The organism is Pseudomonas sp. V88_4 (assembly GCF_029967985.1).
GTDB classification, from domain to species: Bacteria; Pseudomonadota; Gammaproteobacteria; order Pseudomonadales; family Pseudomonadaceae; genus Aquipseudomonas; species Aquipseudomonas glycinae.
In genome coordinates this window covers 16,590-33,398 of sequence record NZ_JASCAF010000005.1, presented here as the reverse complement: position 1 = coordinate 33,398, position 16,809 = coordinate 16,590, and the positions used below count along the sequence as shown (strand labels likewise).

Below are 16,809 nucleotides of genomic sequence, written 5' to 3'. Positions count from 1 at the left end.
CTCGCTATAACGACTTGATGCTTTCTTCGGCGGGTGTGGCGTCGGTTGCCACACCCGTTTTTTTCGTCTGGAGAAAATGCTTGATGAAGATTGTTTCTCGCGATCAGTGGTTCGAAGTGCAAACCCTGAGCGACGGCATTCGGCTGATTCACGAGCCGTTCATCCGCCCGTTCTACCGATGCAACCTGTGGCACGTTCAGGGCCGGGACAAGGATCTGTTGCTCGACAGCGGTTCCGGGCTGGTCAGCCTGCGCGAGCAACTGCCGTGGCTGACCGAGCGGCCGCTGGTGGCGGTGGCCAGTCATTGCCATTTCGATCACATTGCCGGACATCACGAATTTGCCGAACGACTGGTCCATCCGGCCGAGGCGGACATTCTGGCGGCGCCGGATGGTGAGAATGATCTGAGCCGGGCCTTCGTCGGCGACGACATGTTCGAGGCGCACCCGGATTGCCCATTGTGCTACGCCGAATACCGGGTCAAGGCCGCGCCGGCCACCGGGTTTGTCGAGGATGGCGATGTGCTGGACCTGGGCAACCGCACGTTGCAGGTGCTGCACACGCCGGGCCATTCACCGGGCGGAATCAGCCTCTACGAAGCGGCCAGCGAAACCCTGTTCAGTGGCGACATCATTTACGACGGGCCGCTGATCGAGGACGCCTACCATTCCAACCTCGACGACTACGCTGCCAGCCTGCGCCGTTTGCATGAGTTGAAGATCCGCACGGTGCATGGCGGGCACTTCGGCAGTTTTTCCGGAGAGCACCTGCACGGGATGATTGACGAATGGTTGCGCCGGCACGCCTGAGGCCTGCTGTACTCAGGTCAGCCCCACCACTTTTGAACATCTGCCATGAGAAGAGCTGCCGTACGTGCTGCCGTGCACCGGTTCATCCTGCGTCTGTTGGAAAATCGTGAATTCGACGACCACACCAGCCTCGCGCAACTGGGACTGGAAAAAGCGGATATCGAAGATCTGATCTTCCACCTGGAAGATGAATTCGGACTGACGGCCTTCACCGCCGAAGAGGACCGGATGCTCAAGACTGCGAAAACCGTGAATGACCTGAGCCGGTTTCTGATGGAAATCGGGCGTCACTGAAAACAAAAGATCGCACCCCGACCGCCACTCCATGGAGTGACGACCGGGTGCGATCTTTTGTCGTTTAAAACCTTTGACCCTTCAAAGCTGGGCATTACCGCCGACGTGGCTGACGCCGACGCTGTTCGTCATCGGTGCGAATCGGGACCGGTTGCAGAGGCGGTTCGATCAAGCCGAGGGCAACACCCAAATCGTGCAGCCAGTTTTGAATTTTCTCTTTCATCGTCATGCCCCCTTCAGGGTGGTGCTGAGCGTCCGGAATTCTGAGGCCGCTTCGCACTGATAATAGTCCGAAGTCCTACGCAATGCTCGGCCAAATCCGCAATGATCTGTTACTGAATTGATCCAAATCCCTGACCGTTCGTTCAAGCCGTTTCCCGCACGTCTTCGCCAGCCACGGGATAGAGCGCCTGCTGCTGTTCGATCCAGGCATTGAGGTTGGCACCGACCATGCCCCGCCGCCACATGAGCCATGTTGTCGCACTGGCGAAAGGCTCGGCCAGCGGGTGCACCGCCACGCTTTCGCGCCCCGGCAGGCTGGCGAGCATCGACTCCGACATCAGCGCCACGCCGCTGCCGGCAATCACGCAGGCGAGCATGCCCTGATAGGACTCGATCTCCATCGCCCGGCCCATCGCCGCCTGATAATGCGCGAACCACGCTTCCAGTCGCGCGCGGTAGGCACATCCATGACGGAAGGTGAACACCGCCCGACCTTCGACATCCCTCGCGCTGCGTATCGGCGGGTGATCGGCCTCGCTGATCAGCACCAGCCGCTCGTTGCACAGCGCCACCCCGTCGATCCCGGCCAGTTGCGGCGGGCCGTCCACCAGTGCCGCATCGAGGCGACCGGTGAGCAGGCCTTCAAGCAGTTCACCACTGGGTCCGGACTGCACCTGAAGATTCACCGCTGGATATTGCTTGTGATACCGCGCCAGCAGCGCCGGCAAATGGATCGCGGCGGTGCTGTACAGCGTGCCGAGCACGAAATCCCCCGCCGGTTGCCCGCCCATCACCGCCGCACTGGCCTGATCGCGCAAGGCGAACAGTTTGCCGGTGTAGTCCAGCAGGACTTTTCCCGCAGGCGACAACTGCAAACGCTGACGTTCACGGACGAACAGTTCGACACCCAGTTGCTCCTCCAGCTGTTTGAGCCGGGTCGACAGGTTCGACGGCACGCGGTGCAAACGTTCGGCGGCACGGGTGATCGAGCCCTCCTCCGCCACGGCCTGGAAGATCCGCAATTGGCTGAATTCCACGACCTTTCTCCTGAACTGAACAAGTTACTCACTATTATTCAATTTTAAAGAAAGTCAATCAGTCCTAGCCTGACGGTCATTGAACCTCCAACGGAATTCAGACCATGTCCCCGCTGATTCGCTTATCCGCCTGTTTCATTGCCCTGATGACGGCCATGGGCATCGGGCGTTTCGCCCTCACCCCGCAACTGCCGCACCTGCTCAGCGAAGGCCAGATCGACCTGACCACCGCCGGTCTGATTGCGGCGGCCAATTACCTCGGTTACCTGCTCGGCGCGGTGGATGCGATGTTTTCCCGGCGGCCGGATCAAGTGCAGCGGCGCCTGCATGGTGGCTTGTGGTTGTGTGTGTTGCTGACGCTGGCATCGTTTTGGGCCAACGGTTTCTGGTCGCACCTGCTGCTGCGTTTCGGCACGGGTGTGGCGAGTGCCTGGGTGCTGGTGATGATTACTGCGCTGAGTCAGCCGCTGGCTGCGGCGGCGGGGCGTCCACGGTTGGGCGCGCTGGTGTTTGCTGGACCGGGGCTGGGGATTTTTCTGACGGGGTTGCTGGCGCTGTTCTCACATCTGGCGCGGCAGACTTCCGCCACCTTGTGGCTGATCTATGCCGCCGTGGCACTGCTGATGTTGCTGGGGATCGTACGGATCCTGCCGCAACCGGGTGTCGGTGTGTCGGCCGCGCCGACTGCGGTCGGTTCGTCAAATCGTGGAATTGGACGTTTGGCAGTGGTGTATGCCTTGTATGGCGTGGGCTACATCATCCCGGCCACGTTTCTGTCGCAGATGGCTAACGCGCAGTTTCACGGACAGTGGCAGGCGGATCTGTTCTGGCCGTGCTTCGGACTCGGCGCCGCCATTGGCGTGTTTCTGGTGAGTTTGCGTCGGCACGATCCGGATACCACCCGGCACTGGCTGATGGCGACGTTATGGCTGCAAGCCGCCGGTGTGTTCGCTTGCCTGCTGGGCAGCGGCCTCGGCCTGGCACTCGGTGTGATCCTCTGCGGCACGCCGTTCCTGGCCTGCATGCAACTGGTGATGCAACGCTCCCGGGAACTGGCGCCCCACGCCACCCAGCGCAACGCCGGCCTGCTCACCGCGTGCTTCGCCGTCGGTCAGCTCAGCGGGCCGTTGCTGGCGGCGGTCAGCAGCCATTTCAGCGGTGGCCTGCAACCGGCGCTGGTGATCGCCGGCAGCGGCCTGCTGATTGCCGGCGGTCTGGCGTGCAAATCCGTTACGGCTGACCGAGGGCTTTGCGCAAACGCCGACGCACCCACTGTTCCGCGCTGACGAAGGTGATGCCGAGCAACACCAGCACGGCGCCGATGATGAAGTTCAGGCTCAACTCTTCGCCGAGCAACACCACGCCGAACGTGACGCCGAACAACGGCGTCATGAAGGAAAACACCGCGAGGTTGGCCGCCAGATAACGGCGCAGCAGCCAGAACCAGGTCAGGTAACTGAAGAACGACACCACCAGCCCCTGGAACAGCACGCTGCCCACGGCTACGGCGGTCAGGCTGACGTGGGTGATCTGGCCGCTGAGCAGCGCGATCAGCAACAGGCCGATGAAGCCGACAATCAGCTGGTAAAAAAGCGTCAGCGTCACCGGCGCTTCCGACAGACGCGAGGCGCGCACCACCACGGTGGTCGCGCCCCAACTGGCACCGGCCAGCACGCCGAGGGCATCGCCCATCAACATCCGGCGGTCGAGGTTGTCCCACGACACACCGCCGGCAAACGCCACGGCGATCCCGACGAATGCCATGAAGATCCCCAGCCATTGCACCGGCCGCAAGCGCTCGCTCGGCAACAGGAAATGCACGCCCAGCGCGGTGAAAATCGGCGCGGTGTAGAGGAACACCGACATGTGCGCCGCCGTGGTCAACTGCAAGCCTTCGGAGATGAACAGGAACTCCAGACCGAACAAGGCACCGGCCAGCAAGCCGCCGCGCCAAGTGTTGCCGACCTGATCCCAGCCGCCCTTCCAGCAGATCAGCACTCCTACCAGCAACGCGGAAATCCCCGACCGCCCCGCCGCCTGCATCACCGGCGCAATGTCGGTCGCCGCCCATTTGATCATCACCTGCTGCACACCCCAGATCAGGCACAGGCCGATCATCACTTGCAGGGCGAACCCGTCGGCACTGCGCCGACTGACGCTCACCTCGACACCTCGAACACACACGACATGGCAGTTTTTCCAATGGTCAAACAATGCCCCGGCTCTTTGTCCGGGGCGAAAAATAGTGAGGGGATTATTAACCAGTCAGCCAGAAAAAGCCGTCTGAAAAAGACATTTGATGCTTCTGCAACGTCAGCGGCGAATGGCTCACGGCTGCGCCGTCAATCGCTGGCAAGCCAGCTCCCACAGATGATGTGAAGGTTCTGCAAACCTGAACACGACACAGACTTTGTGGGAGCTGGCTTGCCAGCGATGGCGTCAGTTCAGGCGACCGAAATCAACGGACTGATCTACCAACCCGGCCGGTCACAAAAAATCCGACCATACAGGCCAGCGCCGTGGCAAACGTCCCCCAGGCCCAATCCATCAGCGACACCTGTGCTGACCAGCCGCGCAAGGTCGCCCAGTTGGTCAGGTCATAAGTGCCATAGGCAACCAGCCCGAGCAGCGCCCCCATCCGGGCGGCGCGTTGCCAGGTCAGCGACGGCAGCACCACAAACACCACACAGCCGAAAACGTACAGGCAATAAAAAACCGCTGCCGGCACCAGCAACGGTTTTTCAAGCATCAGCGAACCGAGCAGTTCGCGATAGGTCGGCGCCATCAACACGCCGAGCCAGAGCCCGTCGAGCAGAAGAAACGCCAGCAATGTGGCAACGTAGGCAATCAGCGCTTTTTTCATCTGCCCGACCTCAAGTGAACCCATGCAACATGGGCCACGGGAGACTCAGGTTAGTTCAATGCGATCGGCGTGAATGACGATCTGGCCGTTCTTGTACAACGAACCGATGGCCTTCTTGAAGTTGCCCTTGCTGACACCGAACAGGCTGCTGATCAGTGCCGGATCGCTCTTGTCGCTGACGGCCAGGGTGCCGTTGCTTTCGCGCAACTTGGCGAGAATCTTCGAGTTCAGGCTGCTGGCCGCTTCCTGCCCCACCGGTTGCAGGCTCAGGCTGATCTTGCCGTCGGCGCGCACTTCCTTGATAAAGCCTTTCTCGCGCATGCCGGCACGCATGAACTTGAAGATTTCATTCTTGTGAATCAAACCCCAGTGCTTGTTGTTGATGATCGCCTTGAAGCCCATGTCAGTGGCTTCGGCGACCAGCAGATCAACTTCCTGGCCCGCGCTGTAGTTGGCCGGGGTCTTGTCCAGATAACGATCCAGGCGCGCGGTGGCGGTGATGCGGCGGGTGTGCTTGTCGAGGTAGACATGCACCACGCAGTACTCGCCGGCGGTCAACTGGCGTTTTTCTTCGGAGTAAGGCAGCAGCAGATCCTTCGGCAGGCCCCAATCGAGGAACACGCCGATGCTGTTGACTTCAACAACTTTCAAACTGGCAAATTCACCAACCTGAACTTTTGGTTTTTCAGTGGTGGCAATAAGTTTGTCATCGCTGTCCAGATAAATGAAAACATTGAGCCAGTCTTCATCTTCGCTGGGAATATCTTTGGGGATATAACGGTTGGGCAAAAGAATTTCGCCGTCCGCACCGCCGTCCAGATATAAACCGAAGTTAGTGTGTTTAACCACTTGCAAACTGTTGTAACGCCCGACTAAAGCCATTTCCAATACCCTCATTGCGTGGGCGGCATTCTACCCGGTTTTGCCGTGCTGGTTGGCCGTCCGATCGGCCGGCCGCGCGAAAATCTGTGGGAAGCCTTGATTTTCCTGGATTTTGCGTTGGATGGGCGCCGCTCGTCAGGCCAGCGTGATGGCTTTCACGCGTTCCCGACACCGCCGAACATCATGGAATCGCCTAAATGTTGTTAGTTAAAACAGCAGGTTAGCGAGATATTTCGAATAATTAATCGAGAATAATCCACCTGCAAGCTGGGTTATTCCGGGGGATATTTACCAAGCAATTGTCAAGTTATTCCTGTACGATGCCTGGCCAAGTTACTTTTCTACAGGTTAATGGCCGCCATGCGTGTAAAAGCATCCACCAGCAAAGCAAAGCCAGCTCCAGCCGTTGAAACCAGCGAATCGATCAACGATCAGATCGCGGCATTCCTCAAGTCCGGCGGCGAGATTCAGCAAATTGCCAAGGGCGTCAGCGGCCAGACGTTCGGCCCGTCCAAGCAGATCAGCCTGGGCAAGAAGTAACACCCCGCAGCACACCAGTCCAAAGGCGCTTTGAGCTTCGAAGCGTCTGGACCGGATCCCTCGCAAGACCCTTCTCGCGTTTAATCAAACATTCAAAACCGCAGAAATCGACGAACGGCCCTCGATGCCGATCATTCGCCGGTATCCTTGCACGCGTCTGGATCAAGCGTTTCAGCAGGTTTACCAGCCTGCGCTCGCTATTCAAGGAGTGACGCATGCTCAAACCCTTCTGTTTATTACTTGCAGGCCTGCTGACAAGCCCGGCGGCGCATGCGCAGATTTTCCAGCGTGAGCTCGGCGACTTCGACCTCAAACTCGGCACCACGCCCAGCCGCAGCATGGCCCAAGGGCTGGTCAAGCCTTCGGCGGTCGGTTCGTTCCACGGCGGCCTGGACCTGAGTCACGACAGCGGCCTGTATGTCGGCCAGTACGCACCGAGCATGGGCCTCACGCCGGGGAAGAATCTCGAAATCGATTCCTACGTCGGCTTCAAACAACCTTTCGATCAAACCCTCGGCTACGAAGTCGGGATGATCCATTACAGCTATCCCAAGGTCGACACCCTCGACAGCCAGGAACTGTTCGGTGGCCTGACCCTGCTCGGCAGCCGGATCGGCATCGCCCTGAGCAACGATCCGGATAAACAGAACAACACCCTGTTTGCCGACCTGGGCGGCAATCAGCCGTTCGGCATCGGGATCAGCATGAAATACACCACCCATCAGCTCAACACGCCGGTCTCGGTGGACGGCGGTTATGTGAGCAGTTTTACCGATTGGTCGGTGAAACTTTCCCGGCCGTTCATGGGCATCGATCTTGACCTGATCTACAGCAATTCGAGCCTCAGCGGCAGCGATTGCTCGGCCTATTCCGGGCATAACAGTCAGTGCGACGGACTGGTCACACTCAAGGCCGAACGCCCGTTCTTTTGATGGGCTGAACTGCCGGGCCCCTCCTGTGTTCACATGAGAATCAGACCCTCAAGGCTGGCTTTCGCAAGGATTCGCCCATGTCTAGCTGGTTCCAACGCCTCGCCGTTCTACTGATCCTGACCCTCGCCCTTGGCGCTTGCAGCCGCGTCGGCCTGGCCTATCGCAATCTCGATGTGATCATTCCGTGGACGCTCAGCGACTACCTGGACATGAACGGCGAGCAGAAAGGCTGGTTCAACGAACGCCTCAGGGAACACCTGAGCTGGCACTGCACCACGCAGTTGCCGGGTTATCTGGACTGGCTCGATCGCCTGCAAACCATGGTCGAGACCAATCAGGTCACCGACGCCGCACTTCAGGCCCGCACCGCAGAGGCCAAGCAGGCAATCGCAGAAACCGCCCGGGAAATCACACCGTCGGCGATTGAATTGCTGCAAGGCCTGGATGATCGGCAGGTCGCTGAAATGAACGAGGCCTTTGCCAAAGACCTGCAAAAGCGCCAGCAGGAATACCTCAAGCCTCCGCTGTCGCAGCAGATTGCCGAACGTGGCGCGCGCATGGACAAGCGTCTCAATGATTGGCTCGGCCCGTTGAGCGCCAAACAGGAACAGCGGGTGATGGCCTGGTCGACCGCTCTGGGCGACCAGAACACCCAGTGGATTGCCAACCGTGCTCACTGGCAGAAGCAGTTCAGCGCGGCGGTGGCGCAACGCAAAAGTCCTGAATTCCCACAACGGATCGAGACACTTCTGGTCAATCGCGAGCATTTATGGACGGCCGATTACCAAAAGGCCTACGCCAATACCGAAGCGCAGGCCCGTTCGCTGTTCGTTGATCTAATGGCTGACAGCACCCCGCAGCAACGCCAGCGCCTGTTGAAAAAGATCGAGGGGGTGCGCAAGGATTTCAATGACTTGAAGTGCCTGAAGGCCGCACAAAAAAGCTGAGATCACTGCAAAAAACATGTGGGAGCGAGAAAGTTCGCTCTCACATGTTTTTGCGCAAAGCCTCAGGCAATCTGCGCTTTGGAGGCCACCTCATCGAATGTCAGCTCATCCAGCGCATCTTCCTGCTCATCGAGCACCTGACGCGGATGATCGTTGCCGGGAATGCTGCTGTCGATCAGGCTCAACAGGCTGGAGCCACGCGGGGTCAGGCTGAAGTTGTTGCCGGTACTGCCTTCATCTTCGCCACGGGGCTCTATGTAGCCGCGATCCAGTAGCAGCTTTTCGTAGTCGCAGGCGAGCGTTTTCAGGTGATCCAGATTCTCGATCGCCTCGCCCGCCGCCGCTTTCTCTGCCGCATAGTCTTCGGCGAAAGACCGTGGTGCAAAGCTGTGGCCCGCGCCGTTCTGCACTTCATGCAGCAGGCGTTCAATCAAATCCCAGTTATAAGTCGTCATCCTGATTCAACCTCCGGTGCGCTTGATTTTTTGGCGCGTTCACAGGTTGTGACCGGTGCGTGGCGTCACCGTTCAGGATTATTCGGCGCCCCGACCGACCGGCGGTCTGTCGATTTCCCGGGGTGTTAAACGACTAGTCTGAAACAGACGGTTTCAACCCCCGCAGGAGAAATCATCATGAACGTTGAGAATCATCCGGTGGTGTCGCGCGAAGAATGGCTCGCCGCCCGCAAGCAGCATCTGGCCGATGAAAAGGCCTTCACCAGGGAACGCGACCGCCTCAGCGCCAAACGTCGCGCCCTGCCCTGGGTGAAGGTCGACAAGGATTACCGCTTCATGGGGCCTAACGGCGAATTGAAACTCGCCGACCTGTTCAGCAAGCATAGCCAACTCGTCGTTTACCACTTCATGTTCGCCAAGGGCTGGGAGGAAGGCTGCCCGGGTTGTTCATTCCTCAGCGACCACATCGACGGCGCCAACCTGCACCTGGCCCATCACGACATCGCGCTGGTGGCGGTATCCCACGCACCGTTCGCCGAATTCCAGGCGTTCAAACGGCGAATGGGCTGGAAATTCGACTGGGTGTCGTCCAACGGTTGCGATTTCAACTACGACTTTGGCGGGTGCGCCCGCGCTGAGGATGTCGAAGCTGGCAAGGCTACGTACAACTACGAAAAGACCGACAGCGCCGAGGAAGAAATGCCGGGGCTGAGTGTGTTTTATCGCGCCGACAACGGCGACATTTTCCACACCTACTCAACCTACGCGCGAGGCCTGGACTTGCTGGTCGGCGCCTACAATTACCTCGACCTCACGCCCAAGGGCCGGAACGAGGAGGAGATCATGGAGTGGGTGCGGCACCATGACCGGTATGAGGGAGAAACGAAATCCAGTTGCTGCCACGCGACCTGATCGCCACTTGATTGCGATGAAGCGAGACAGATTGTTCCACCTTTTGAATCTGTCTTTGCTTCAAACGCGGGAAAGCGACGCCAGTCGCCAAGGATGCTTTGCGTCAGTCAGTCTGCAGATAGAGCGTCTCGTCATACCTGAAGTCGATTTTCAACTTGCCGCCCACAATGTCCATGGCAATCTCACAAGCGTTCCACGCGGGTAGTCCGGCCGTAAGGTTTTGCGCTTTGTGCAACTTTCTAAGGGCAACCAGGCTTTTCATGACAATGCCGTCAACCTCACCGCTGCTCGGACTGAACCAGTCCCGCTCGCCTTTCCCGTCGACATAATCAAACAGCAACTGACAGTGATCGTCTTCGGGCGAAAGCTCGACATCAACGATCACTGTCATCGCTGACTCAGGCGCCTCATCGACCAACAGCTGTGCGAGCCTTTGGTAAATCTCATCTTCGGTCATCGCGTGTTCTTCCTGGGTTCGCAGCAGCAAAGCGGCGGATCATCCAGCATGTCCGCCTCGAATTCGTTACCCGAGAACATCACTCGACCCGCAAGTACTCGTAAGCGCGAACCATGGGCTTACCCTCCTCCGGTTTGCGCAACCGGATCAGTTCCATCATGTTTTCCTGCGTGTATTCGACGAAGTACTCTTTGCCCGCCTCGACGGGCAGGTTCAGGAAGACATTGCCGGGGTTCGGGCGCTGCCCTGCGGAAACCTTGTGCAAACCAGGGCTGACATACACCCACGAATAGTTTTTGCTGCCGAGCGCCACGACCGCACTGTCATTGATGCTGAAAATACTGTCGTAGAAACTGCCCTGAATCACCTGCGAACGCATCATGTAGACCAGCGCCTTGCCCTGCGGTGGCTGGGGCGGCTCGAAGTACGGTTGAGCAGGTTGATGGTGGCTGCACCCGCTCAGCATCAGCAGGAACAACAGGGCCGAGAGACGCTGGATGAACCGGCTCATTGTTTTTGCCCCAACAATTGGTTGAACACCGGCGCCATTTTTTCCTCGACCGAGGCCAGTTTCGACAAATCGAAACCGCCCTCGTTGGTCAGGTTGTAATGGGCAAAACCGATTTGCTGCTCGCCCTTGTAAAGTCGAACGGTGGCATCGGACAAGTACATGGAGAGATCCCAGGAGCGGATGGCGGTGTAGTTCAAGCGATATTCACAGTTGGCAGGAACCGGAGCGGTATACACCTGGCTGTCGATGCCGTGGCGACGCAACACTGTTTGAATGCCAGCAACGAAGTCGCCCACGACCACTTTCGGATTTTCCTCGATGCACAGTGTCGAGATCTTGTATTGAGGAGCCACCGGCTCGACCTTGACGTTGGTGCAACCGGCCAGCGCCAGCAGCAGGCCCGCGGTGACAACTCTAGAAAGCATGTTCGATCCTTCAGTGCCAGTTGATATCAATATGGTGGCGCATCCTAGTGGAGCACCCGAAAACGGTCAATTACAGGGCAAACCTTCAATACAGAAACTGAACTTTCGCTCGACCAAAACCCTCAACCGGTTAACCCGCCTTAACCGGAACTGAGGCCTGCCCCATGAAAACGCTGCTCAAGCTCACCCTCGCCGCCACGCTCGCCTGCGCTCTGCCCGTCTGGGCCTGTACGCCGGAAGAAGCCACCGCCAAACGCGAGCAACTGGCCAAGGAAGTCGCGAAGCTCACTGAGCAAAACCCGACCAAGGCCAAGGAGATCAACGCCGAGTTGCAGAAAATGGATCTGGGTACGGCCTCCGCCGATCTGCCGGACAAATGCCAGTTGATCGATCAGCGCTTGAAGGAACTGGGTTCGGCCGAGAAGAAAACCGAGGGATAGCCCCCGCGCAGACAACGGCAGGCTTTGGCATCGATCAGACTGGATCGGTGCCAAAGCCTGCTTCCTTTTGCCCTGGAATTTGCACTAATGCATTTTAATATTTGCACAAATGCATATTCGCACCTAGGGTTAACCCCGAGCCTGATCGGAACCGGCCATCGGAGATGGCAACCCTTGAACATCGATCGCTCGGCAATAGCGTTATCCCGCAAACGCGGAACGTTTGTTTTCATTCATGGAGGATTGAAAAATGTTAACCACTGAAACAACGGCATTCACCGGCAATACCCTGCCCGAATGTCTGATCGGCCATCTGCTCGACCCGCAACTGGTCGAGGTCGAAGCGGCTGTACAAAACCGTGCCTTGGCGGCCGCCAGCCTGAACTTCACCATGCAGCAACAGACCCAGACCAACTGGTGCTGGGCTGCGGCTTCCGCCTCGGTCGGCAATTATTACGGCACCGGGTCGTGGACCCAATGCGCCGTTGCCAGCGCCGCGCTGGATCGCAACTGCTGCAATCAACCGGGGCCGTGCAACGTGTATGGCTATCTCGACGTTGCGCTGAAAATCACCCGCAGTTTCAACGGCATGAATTCGGGCTCGCTGCAGATGTCGGCCATCCAGAACCAGATCAACATGGGCCGCCCGATCGGCCTGCGCTGTGCCTGGTACGGCGGCGGAGCGCACTTTCTGGCGATCTACGGCACCAACGGCAATTACGTGCTGGTCGCGGACTCGATCTACGGCTATTCGACCCGCGCGCTGAATTCCTTCCCCGGTTCCTACAACGGTGGCGGCAACTGGACCCACACTTACTTCACGGCGAAAAACCAGGGGGCGGCAGCATGAAACTGACTTATCCAAAGGCGCCTTCCAACGGCGTACAGACATTGCGTCCGGCCTTGCAGGCCGCGTTGCAGACCCAGGGCTTCGGCGTCAATCGCCAGTTCGCCAGTGCTGCGCCTGCCGGAATCAGCCTCAGCGAGGCCTATCGCGGCTACTCGCTCAGTCTGGACGACTTGAGCCAGGGCAAAGGCCTGAAAAACGCCCGAGTGGGCGACTGGCATTACCTGGTATTTTCCGGCGGTCTGTCGATTGCCGATGCGCAATTGGCCGAAGTACGCGGTCACGTCGAGTTTGCCTCGTTGAACCACGGCAACCTGGCGAGCGCCACGGTCGATGCGCTGAAACTGGCCGAGCAATCGCCGCAACTGAAAGGCAAAACCGTTGAGCTGCGGATGCTGTTTGTGTCGGCACTGCACCTTGTGGCGATCTGGCTGCACGCGGCGGGTGAAGACGTGCTGATCCCGATCGAGCCAACTCCCAAGGAACTGGCGCTGACCGGGCTGTACAGCGAGGCCGCCCTGCTCGCCCAACTCAAACCGGCAGCCGATCAGGCCAAGCGGCGTTTTGATGCCGACACCACTGGCCTGCTGGGCAGTTGATAAACGCTGGCAATAAAAAACCCGGACCATGTCCGGGTTTTTCTTTGCCTGCCTGAAACGACTTACTCAGCCGCTGGCGCTGCCGGCTTGCGGCGTTTCAGCGGGGCCATGCCATCGCTGCTCACCAGAGCGTCCGGCTTCGGACGGTTGGCACTCTTGCGTTTGGTCGGGGTCTTGGCGGCGGTTTTCTTCTTGTCGCCCTTGGCGTCGGTCTTTTTCTTCTTCACGCCGACAGCCTTGCCCGAGGCCTTGACCTTTTTCGGTCCGCCGTAAGTGCCTTTGACTTCCTTGATGGTGCGGCGCTCGAAGCTCTGCTTCAGATAACGCTCGATGCTCGACATCAGGTTCCAGTCGCCGTGGCAGATCAGCGAGATCGCCAGACCGTCGTTGCCGGCACGGCCGGTACGACCGATGCGGTGCACGTATTCGTCGCCGCTGCGTGGCATGTCGAAGTTGATCACCAGATCCAGGCCGTCGACGTCCAGACCACGGGCCGCCACGTCGGTGGCCACCAGGATCTTCACGCCGCCCTGCTTCAGACGGTCGATCGCCAGCTTGCGATCCTTCTGGTCTTTCTCGCCGTGCAGCACGAACGCCTTGTATTCCTGGGCGACGAGACGACCGTAGATGCGGTCGGCCATGGCCCGGGTGTTGGTGAAGACGATGGCCTTCTGATAGGTCTCGTTGGCCAGCAGCCAGTTGACGATCTGTTCTTTGTGCTGGTTGTGGTCGGCGGTGATGATCTGCTGACGGGTGGTGTCGTTCAGTTGGCTGACCGCATTGAGCTGCAGGTGCTCAGGGTTGTTCAGCACCTTGGCGATCATCTCGCGCAGGCCGGAACCGCCGGTAGTGGCGGAGAACAGCATGGTCTGCTGACGGTTCGGGCATTCGTCGACCAGACGCTGCACGTCTTCGGCGAAACCCATGTCGAGCATGCGGTCGGCTTCGTCGAGCACCAACACTTCGACTTCTTTCAGGTCGAGGTTGCCGGCGTTCAGTTGCTCGATCATCCGGCCCGGGGTGCCGATCAGGATGTCCGGCACCTTGCGCAGCATGGCGGCCTGGACCTTGAAGTCTTCACCGCCGGTGATCAGGCCGGACTTGATGAAAGTGAACTGCGAAAAGCGCTCGACTTCCTTCAGGGTCTGCTGGGCCAGCTCGCGGGTCGGCAGCAGGATCAGGGTCTTGATGCTGACGCGAACCTTGGCCGGGCCGATCAGGCGGTTGAGGATCGGCAGGACGAAAGCGGCGGTCTTGCCGCTACCGGTTTGCGCCGTCACCCGCAGGTCACGCCCCTGAAGCGCCAGCGGAATGGCCGCGGCTTGCACAGGCGTTGGCTCGACAAATTTCAGCTCGGCCACGGCTTTGAGCAGGCGTTCGTGCAGGGCGAATTGGGAAAACACGGGTGCTACCTCGAAGATATGCAAAAAATCAGCTGCATAGGTTACCGGTTTCGAGCGCTCAGGCCGAGTTTCTTTGTGAAATCCGCCGTAATCAGTGGCTTTTTTGTTGCTCGATTTGTCACCAACGGTAATACACAGCGTCTTAAATGCTCTAATCGCCCATCGCGTCTTACAGAAGAATCGTTTCACTCATGGATTTCAAACAGCTCTGGCTCAACGCCCAAGACCTCTGGGGTGCCCTCGAACAGCACCCGCTCCTGCACGCCGGCCTGGCGCTGCTCCTGCTGCTGGTGATCGCGCTGGTGCTCGGACGAGTGGCGCGTTATCTGATCCTGCATGCCAGCCGCATGCTCGGTCGCCAGCCCGCACTGCACTGGATCAACGACTTTCGCCATAACAAGGTGTTTCAGCGTCTGGCGCAAATGACGCCGTCGCTGGTGATCCAGTTCGGCCTGCACCTGGTGCCGGAACTGAGCAAGACCGCCACGGTGTTCCTCGGCAACGTGGCACTGGCGTTTACCATTCTGTTCCTGCTGCTGTCGGTCAGCGCCCTGCTCAATGCATTGCTGGACATCTACGCCCGCACCGAACATGCCCGGACCCGCTCGATCAAGGGGTATGTGCAACTGGCGAAAATGGTCCTGTACGTGTTCGGCGCGATCATCATCGTTGCCACCCTGATTGACCGTTCGCCGCTGTTGCTGCTGTCCGGTCTCGGTGCGATGTCGGCGGTGATCCTGTTGGTCTACAAGGACACCCTGCTGTCGTTCGTCGCCAGCGTGCAACTGACCAGCAACGACATGCTGCGGGTCGGCGACTGGATCGAAATGCCGCAAGTCGGCGCCGATGGCGACGTGGTCGACATCACTTTGCACACGGTCAAGGTGCAGAACTTCGACAAAACCATCGTCTCGATCCCGACCTGGCGCCTGATGTCCGAGTCGTTCCGTAACTGGCGCGGCATGCAGCAGTCCGGCGGGCGACGGATCAAGCGCAGTCTGTTCATCGACGCCAGCGGTGTGCGCTTCATCCGCGACGATGAAGAAGAAAAACTCTCCCAAGTGCACCTGCTGACCGCGTACATGGGCCGCAAGAAAGCCGAGCTCAAGGCCTGGAACGAAGCCCAGGGCAACGTCGCGGCGATGTCGGCCAACCGCCGGCGCATGACCAACATCGGCACCTTCCGCGCCTATGCCTTGGCTTACCTGAAGAGCCACCCGGAAATCCAGCCGAACATGACCTGCATGGTCCGCCAGATGCAGACCACGGCCCAGGGCATTCCGCTGGAAATCTACTGCTTTACCACCACCACGGTGTGGGCCGACTACGAGCGGATCCAGGGGGATATTTTCGATTACCTGCTGGCGGTGCTGCCGGAGTTCGGGTTGAGCCTGTATCAGCAGCCCAGTGGTGGGGATTTGCGGTCGGGGTTGTTGCCGGCAGTCCTTGGCGCGAGCCATATTCCAGAAGCCGAAAAACATCTGATGTAGCGCTTTCTTCAAATGCAAAAAAAGACGCAACCTTGGTTGCGTCTTTTTTTGTCCCGCCGATTTATCAGGCCTGCCGTTGCGGTGCCTTGTGCACCATGGTGTAGGCGTAGTCGACGCCCATGCCGTACGCGCCGCTGTGTTCCAGCACCAGGTCCATCACCGCCTGATAAGTGTCTTTGTGCGCCCAGTCACGCTGGTACTCAAGCAGCACTTGCTGCCAGGTCACCGGTACAGCACCGGCCTGAATCATCCGCTGTACCGACATGTCGTGAGCTTCTTTGGTGGTGCCGCCGGACGCGTCGGTGACGATGTACACCTCGTAGCCTTCGGCCAGGGCTTCCAGGGCCGGGAAGGTCAGGCAGACCTCGGTCCACAGCGCGGCGATGATCAGTTTCTTGCGACCGGTGGCCTTGACCGCGTCAACCAGCGCCTTGTCTTCCCAGGAGTTCATCGAGGTGCGCTCGATCGGCTTCTGCTCCGGGTGTACCGCCAGCAGTTCCGGCCAGATGTAGCCGCTGAAGCTTTCGGTTTCGACCGAGGTGTAGATGGTCGGTACGTTGAAGATCTTCGCTGCCTTGGCCAGGCCGACGGTGTTGTTCTTCAGGGTCTGACGGTCGATCGACTGTACGCCGAAAGCCATTTGCGGCTGGTGGTCGATCAGGATCAGGGCGGAGTTGGTTGGGTTCAGCAGTTCACGGATAGACATGGCGCGTTCCTTTTGATGTCGATTCAAAGTTTCGATCA

At 59.1% G+C, this 16,809-nt stretch carries 22 protein-coding genes; 11 read left to right on the top strand and 11 right to left on the bottom strand.

The window, feature by feature from the left end; translation table 11 throughout:
* Positions 1–83 precede the first annotated feature (83 nt).
* Together QLG12_RS06130 and QLG12_RS06125 are read left to right on the top strand one after the other, a co-directional pair.
* Complete coding sequence (locus QLG12_RS06130) at positions 84–809, top strand: MBL fold metallo-hydrolase (protein ID WP_197871717.1); 726 nt, start codon at positions 84–86, stop codon at positions 807–809.
* A 45-nt stretch (positions 810–854) separates the two neighbouring features.
* Positions 855–1,103 (top strand): phosphopantetheine-containing protein, encoded by a 249-nt coding sequence (locus QLG12_RS06125; RefSeq protein WP_039772540.1) that lies wholly within the window; start codon positions 855–857, stop codon positions 1,101–1,103.
* A gap of 94 nt (positions 1,104–1,197) precedes the next feature.
* On the opposite strand, the gene QLG12_RS06120 is transcribed toward QLG12_RS06125, so the two are convergent.
* Both QLG12_RS06120 and QLG12_RS06115 read right to left on the bottom strand, forming a co-directional pair.
* Positions 1,198–1,326: a PA1414 family protein gene (locus tag QLG12_RS06120; RefSeq protein ID WP_003184145.1), complete on the bottom strand. Its 129-nt coding sequence runs from the start codon at positions 1,324–1,326 to the stop codon at positions 1,198–1,200.
* A 142-nt stretch (positions 1,327–1,468) separates the two neighbouring features.
* Positions 1,469–2,362: a LysR family transcriptional regulator gene (locus QLG12_RS06115; protein ID WP_282474127.1), complete on the bottom strand. Its 894-nt coding sequence runs from the start codon at positions 2,360–2,362 to the stop codon at positions 1,469–1,471.
* 104 nt (positions 2,363–2,466) lie between these two features.
* Between QLG12_RS06115 and QLG12_RS06110 the strand changes: the two genes are divergently transcribed.
* Complete coding sequence (locus tag QLG12_RS06110; RefSeq protein WP_282474126.1) at positions 2,467–3,648, top strand: MFS transporter; 1,182 nt, start codon at positions 2,467–2,469, stop codon at positions 3,646–3,648.
* On the opposite strand, the gene QLG12_RS06105 is transcribed toward QLG12_RS06110, so the two are convergent.
* The 3 genes from QLG12_RS06105 to QLG12_RS06095 all read right to left on the bottom strand — a co-directional run bounded on the left by QLG12_RS06105 (position 3,593) and on the right by QLG12_RS06095 (position 6,107).
* On the bottom strand, positions 3,593–4,525 hold the full coding sequence (locus QLG12_RS06105; RefSeq protein WP_282474125.1) for a DMT family transporter: 933 nt from the start codon (positions 4,523–4,525) through the stop codon (positions 3,593–3,595). The genes QLG12_RS06110 and QLG12_RS06105 overlap by 56 nt on opposite strands.
* Before the next feature lie 295 nt (positions 4,526–4,820).
* On the bottom strand, positions 4,821–5,225 hold the full coding sequence (locus QLG12_RS06100) for a DUF2177 family protein (protein WP_197871757.1): 405 nt from the start codon (positions 5,223–5,225) through the stop codon (positions 4,821–4,823).
* A 45-nt stretch (positions 5,226–5,270) separates the two neighbouring features.
* A complete protein-coding gene (locus tag QLG12_RS06095) occupies positions 5,271–6,107 on the bottom strand; it encodes a S1-like domain-containing RNA-binding protein (protein ID WP_197871723.1) in 837 nt (278 codons plus the stop codon).
* Between the two features lie 351 nt (positions 6,108–6,458).
* On the opposite strand from QLG12_RS06095, the gene QLG12_RS06090 reads away from it, so the two are divergent.
* From QLG12_RS06090 to QLG12_RS06080, 3 genes are all read left to right on the top strand, one after another.
* The gene (locus tag QLG12_RS06090) at positions 6,459–6,647 is read left to right on the top strand and encodes a hypothetical protein (protein WP_016985943.1); all 189 of its coding nucleotides are present in this window, start codon (positions 6,459–6,461) and stop codon (positions 6,645–6,647) included.
* A 215-nt stretch (positions 6,648–6,862) separates the two neighbouring features.
* Positions 6,863–7,579, top strand: a complete 717-nt coding sequence (locus QLG12_RS06085; protein ID WP_197871725.1) for a TorF family putative porin — start codon at positions 6,863–6,865, stop codon at positions 7,577–7,579.
* A gap of 77 nt (positions 7,580–7,656) precedes the next feature.
* Positions 7,657–8,526, top strand: coding sequence for a DUF6279 family lipoprotein (locus QLG12_RS06080; RefSeq protein WP_236193880.1), 870 nt, complete (start codon positions 7,657–7,659; stop codon positions 8,524–8,526).
* 62 nt (positions 8,527–8,588) lie between these two features.
* On the opposite strand, the gene QLG12_RS06075 is transcribed toward QLG12_RS06080, so the two are convergent.
* The gene (locus QLG12_RS06075) at positions 8,589–8,981 is read right to left on the bottom strand and encodes a transcriptional regulator (protein WP_197871729.1); all 393 of its coding nucleotides are present in this window, start codon (positions 8,979–8,981) and stop codon (positions 8,589–8,591) included.
* Between the two features lie 177 nt (positions 8,982–9,158).
* On the opposite strand from QLG12_RS06075, the gene QLG12_RS06070 reads away from it, so the two are divergent.
* Positions 9,159–9,893, top strand: coding sequence for a thioredoxin family protein (locus tag QLG12_RS06070; RefSeq protein WP_282474124.1), 735 nt, complete (start codon positions 9,159–9,161; stop codon positions 9,891–9,893).
* A 103-nt stretch (positions 9,894–9,996) separates the two neighbouring features.
* Here QLG12_RS06070 and QLG12_RS06065 read toward each other — a convergent pair whose 3' ends face one another.
* The 3 genes from QLG12_RS06065 to QLG12_RS06055 all read right to left on the bottom strand — a co-directional run bounded on the left by QLG12_RS06065 (position 9,997) and on the right by QLG12_RS06055 (position 11,286).
* Positions 9,997–10,350 carry a hypothetical protein gene (locus QLG12_RS06065; RefSeq protein ID WP_197871733.1) on the bottom strand — a complete coding sequence of 118 codons (354 nt, stop codon included), beginning with the start codon at positions 10,348–10,350 and terminating at the stop codon, positions 9,997–9,999.
* A 79-nt stretch (positions 10,351–10,429) separates the two neighbouring features.
* Positions 10,430–10,861, bottom strand: coding sequence for a DUF2846 domain-containing protein (locus QLG12_RS06060; protein WP_232253993.1), 432 nt, complete (start codon positions 10,859–10,861; stop codon positions 10,430–10,432).
* Positions 10,858–11,286, bottom strand: a complete 429-nt coding sequence (locus tag QLG12_RS06055) for an Sbal_3080 family lipoprotein (protein ID WP_197871735.1) — start codon at positions 11,284–11,286, stop codon at positions 10,858–10,860. Before QLG12_RS06055 ends, QLG12_RS06060 begins: the two co-directional genes overlap by 4 nt.
* 164 nt (positions 11,287–11,450) lie before the next feature.
* Between QLG12_RS06055 and QLG12_RS06050 the strand changes: the two genes are divergently transcribed.
* The 3 genes from QLG12_RS06050 (at position 11,451) to QLG12_RS06040 (ending at position 13,172) form a co-directional block, all read left to right on the top strand.
* The gene (locus QLG12_RS06050; protein ID WP_007956561.1) at positions 11,451–11,726 is read left to right on the top strand and encodes a hypothetical protein; all 276 of its coding nucleotides are present in this window, start codon (positions 11,451–11,453) and stop codon (positions 11,724–11,726) included.
* Between the two features lie 250 nt (positions 11,727–11,976).
* Positions 11,977–12,576, top strand: a complete 600-nt coding sequence (locus tag QLG12_RS06045) for a papain-like cysteine protease family protein (RefSeq protein WP_236193889.1) — start codon at positions 11,977–11,979, stop codon at positions 12,574–12,576.
* Positions 12,573–13,172: a hypothetical protein gene (locus QLG12_RS06040; protein WP_282474123.1), complete on the top strand. Its 600-nt coding sequence runs from the start codon at positions 12,573–12,575 to the stop codon at positions 13,170–13,172. The genes QLG12_RS06045 and QLG12_RS06040 overlap by 4 nt, the downstream gene beginning before the upstream one ends.
* A gap of 62 nt (positions 13,173–13,234) precedes the next feature.
* Here QLG12_RS06040 and QLG12_RS06035 read toward each other — a convergent pair whose 3' ends face one another.
* Positions 13,235–14,575 (bottom strand): DEAD/DEAH box helicase, encoded by a 1,341-nt coding sequence (locus tag QLG12_RS06035; RefSeq protein WP_011332966.1) that lies wholly within the window; start codon positions 14,573–14,575, stop codon positions 13,235–13,237.
* A gap of 191 nt (positions 14,576–14,766) precedes the next feature.
* On the opposite strand from QLG12_RS06035, the gene QLG12_RS06030 reads away from it, so the two are divergent.
* Positions 14,767–16,065 (top strand): mechanosensitive ion channel family protein, encoded by a 1,299-nt coding sequence (locus tag QLG12_RS06030; protein ID WP_011332965.1) that lies wholly within the window; start codon positions 14,767–14,769, stop codon positions 16,063–16,065.
* Between the two features lie 64 nt (positions 16,066–16,129).
* Here QLG12_RS06030 and QLG12_RS06025 read toward each other — a convergent pair whose 3' ends face one another.
* The gene (locus QLG12_RS06025) at positions 16,130–16,771 is read right to left on the bottom strand and encodes a hydrolase (RefSeq protein ID WP_007956548.1); all 642 of its coding nucleotides are present in this window, start codon (positions 16,769–16,771) and stop codon (positions 16,130–16,132) included.
* Between the last annotated feature and the right edge of the window lie 38 nt (positions 16,772–16,809).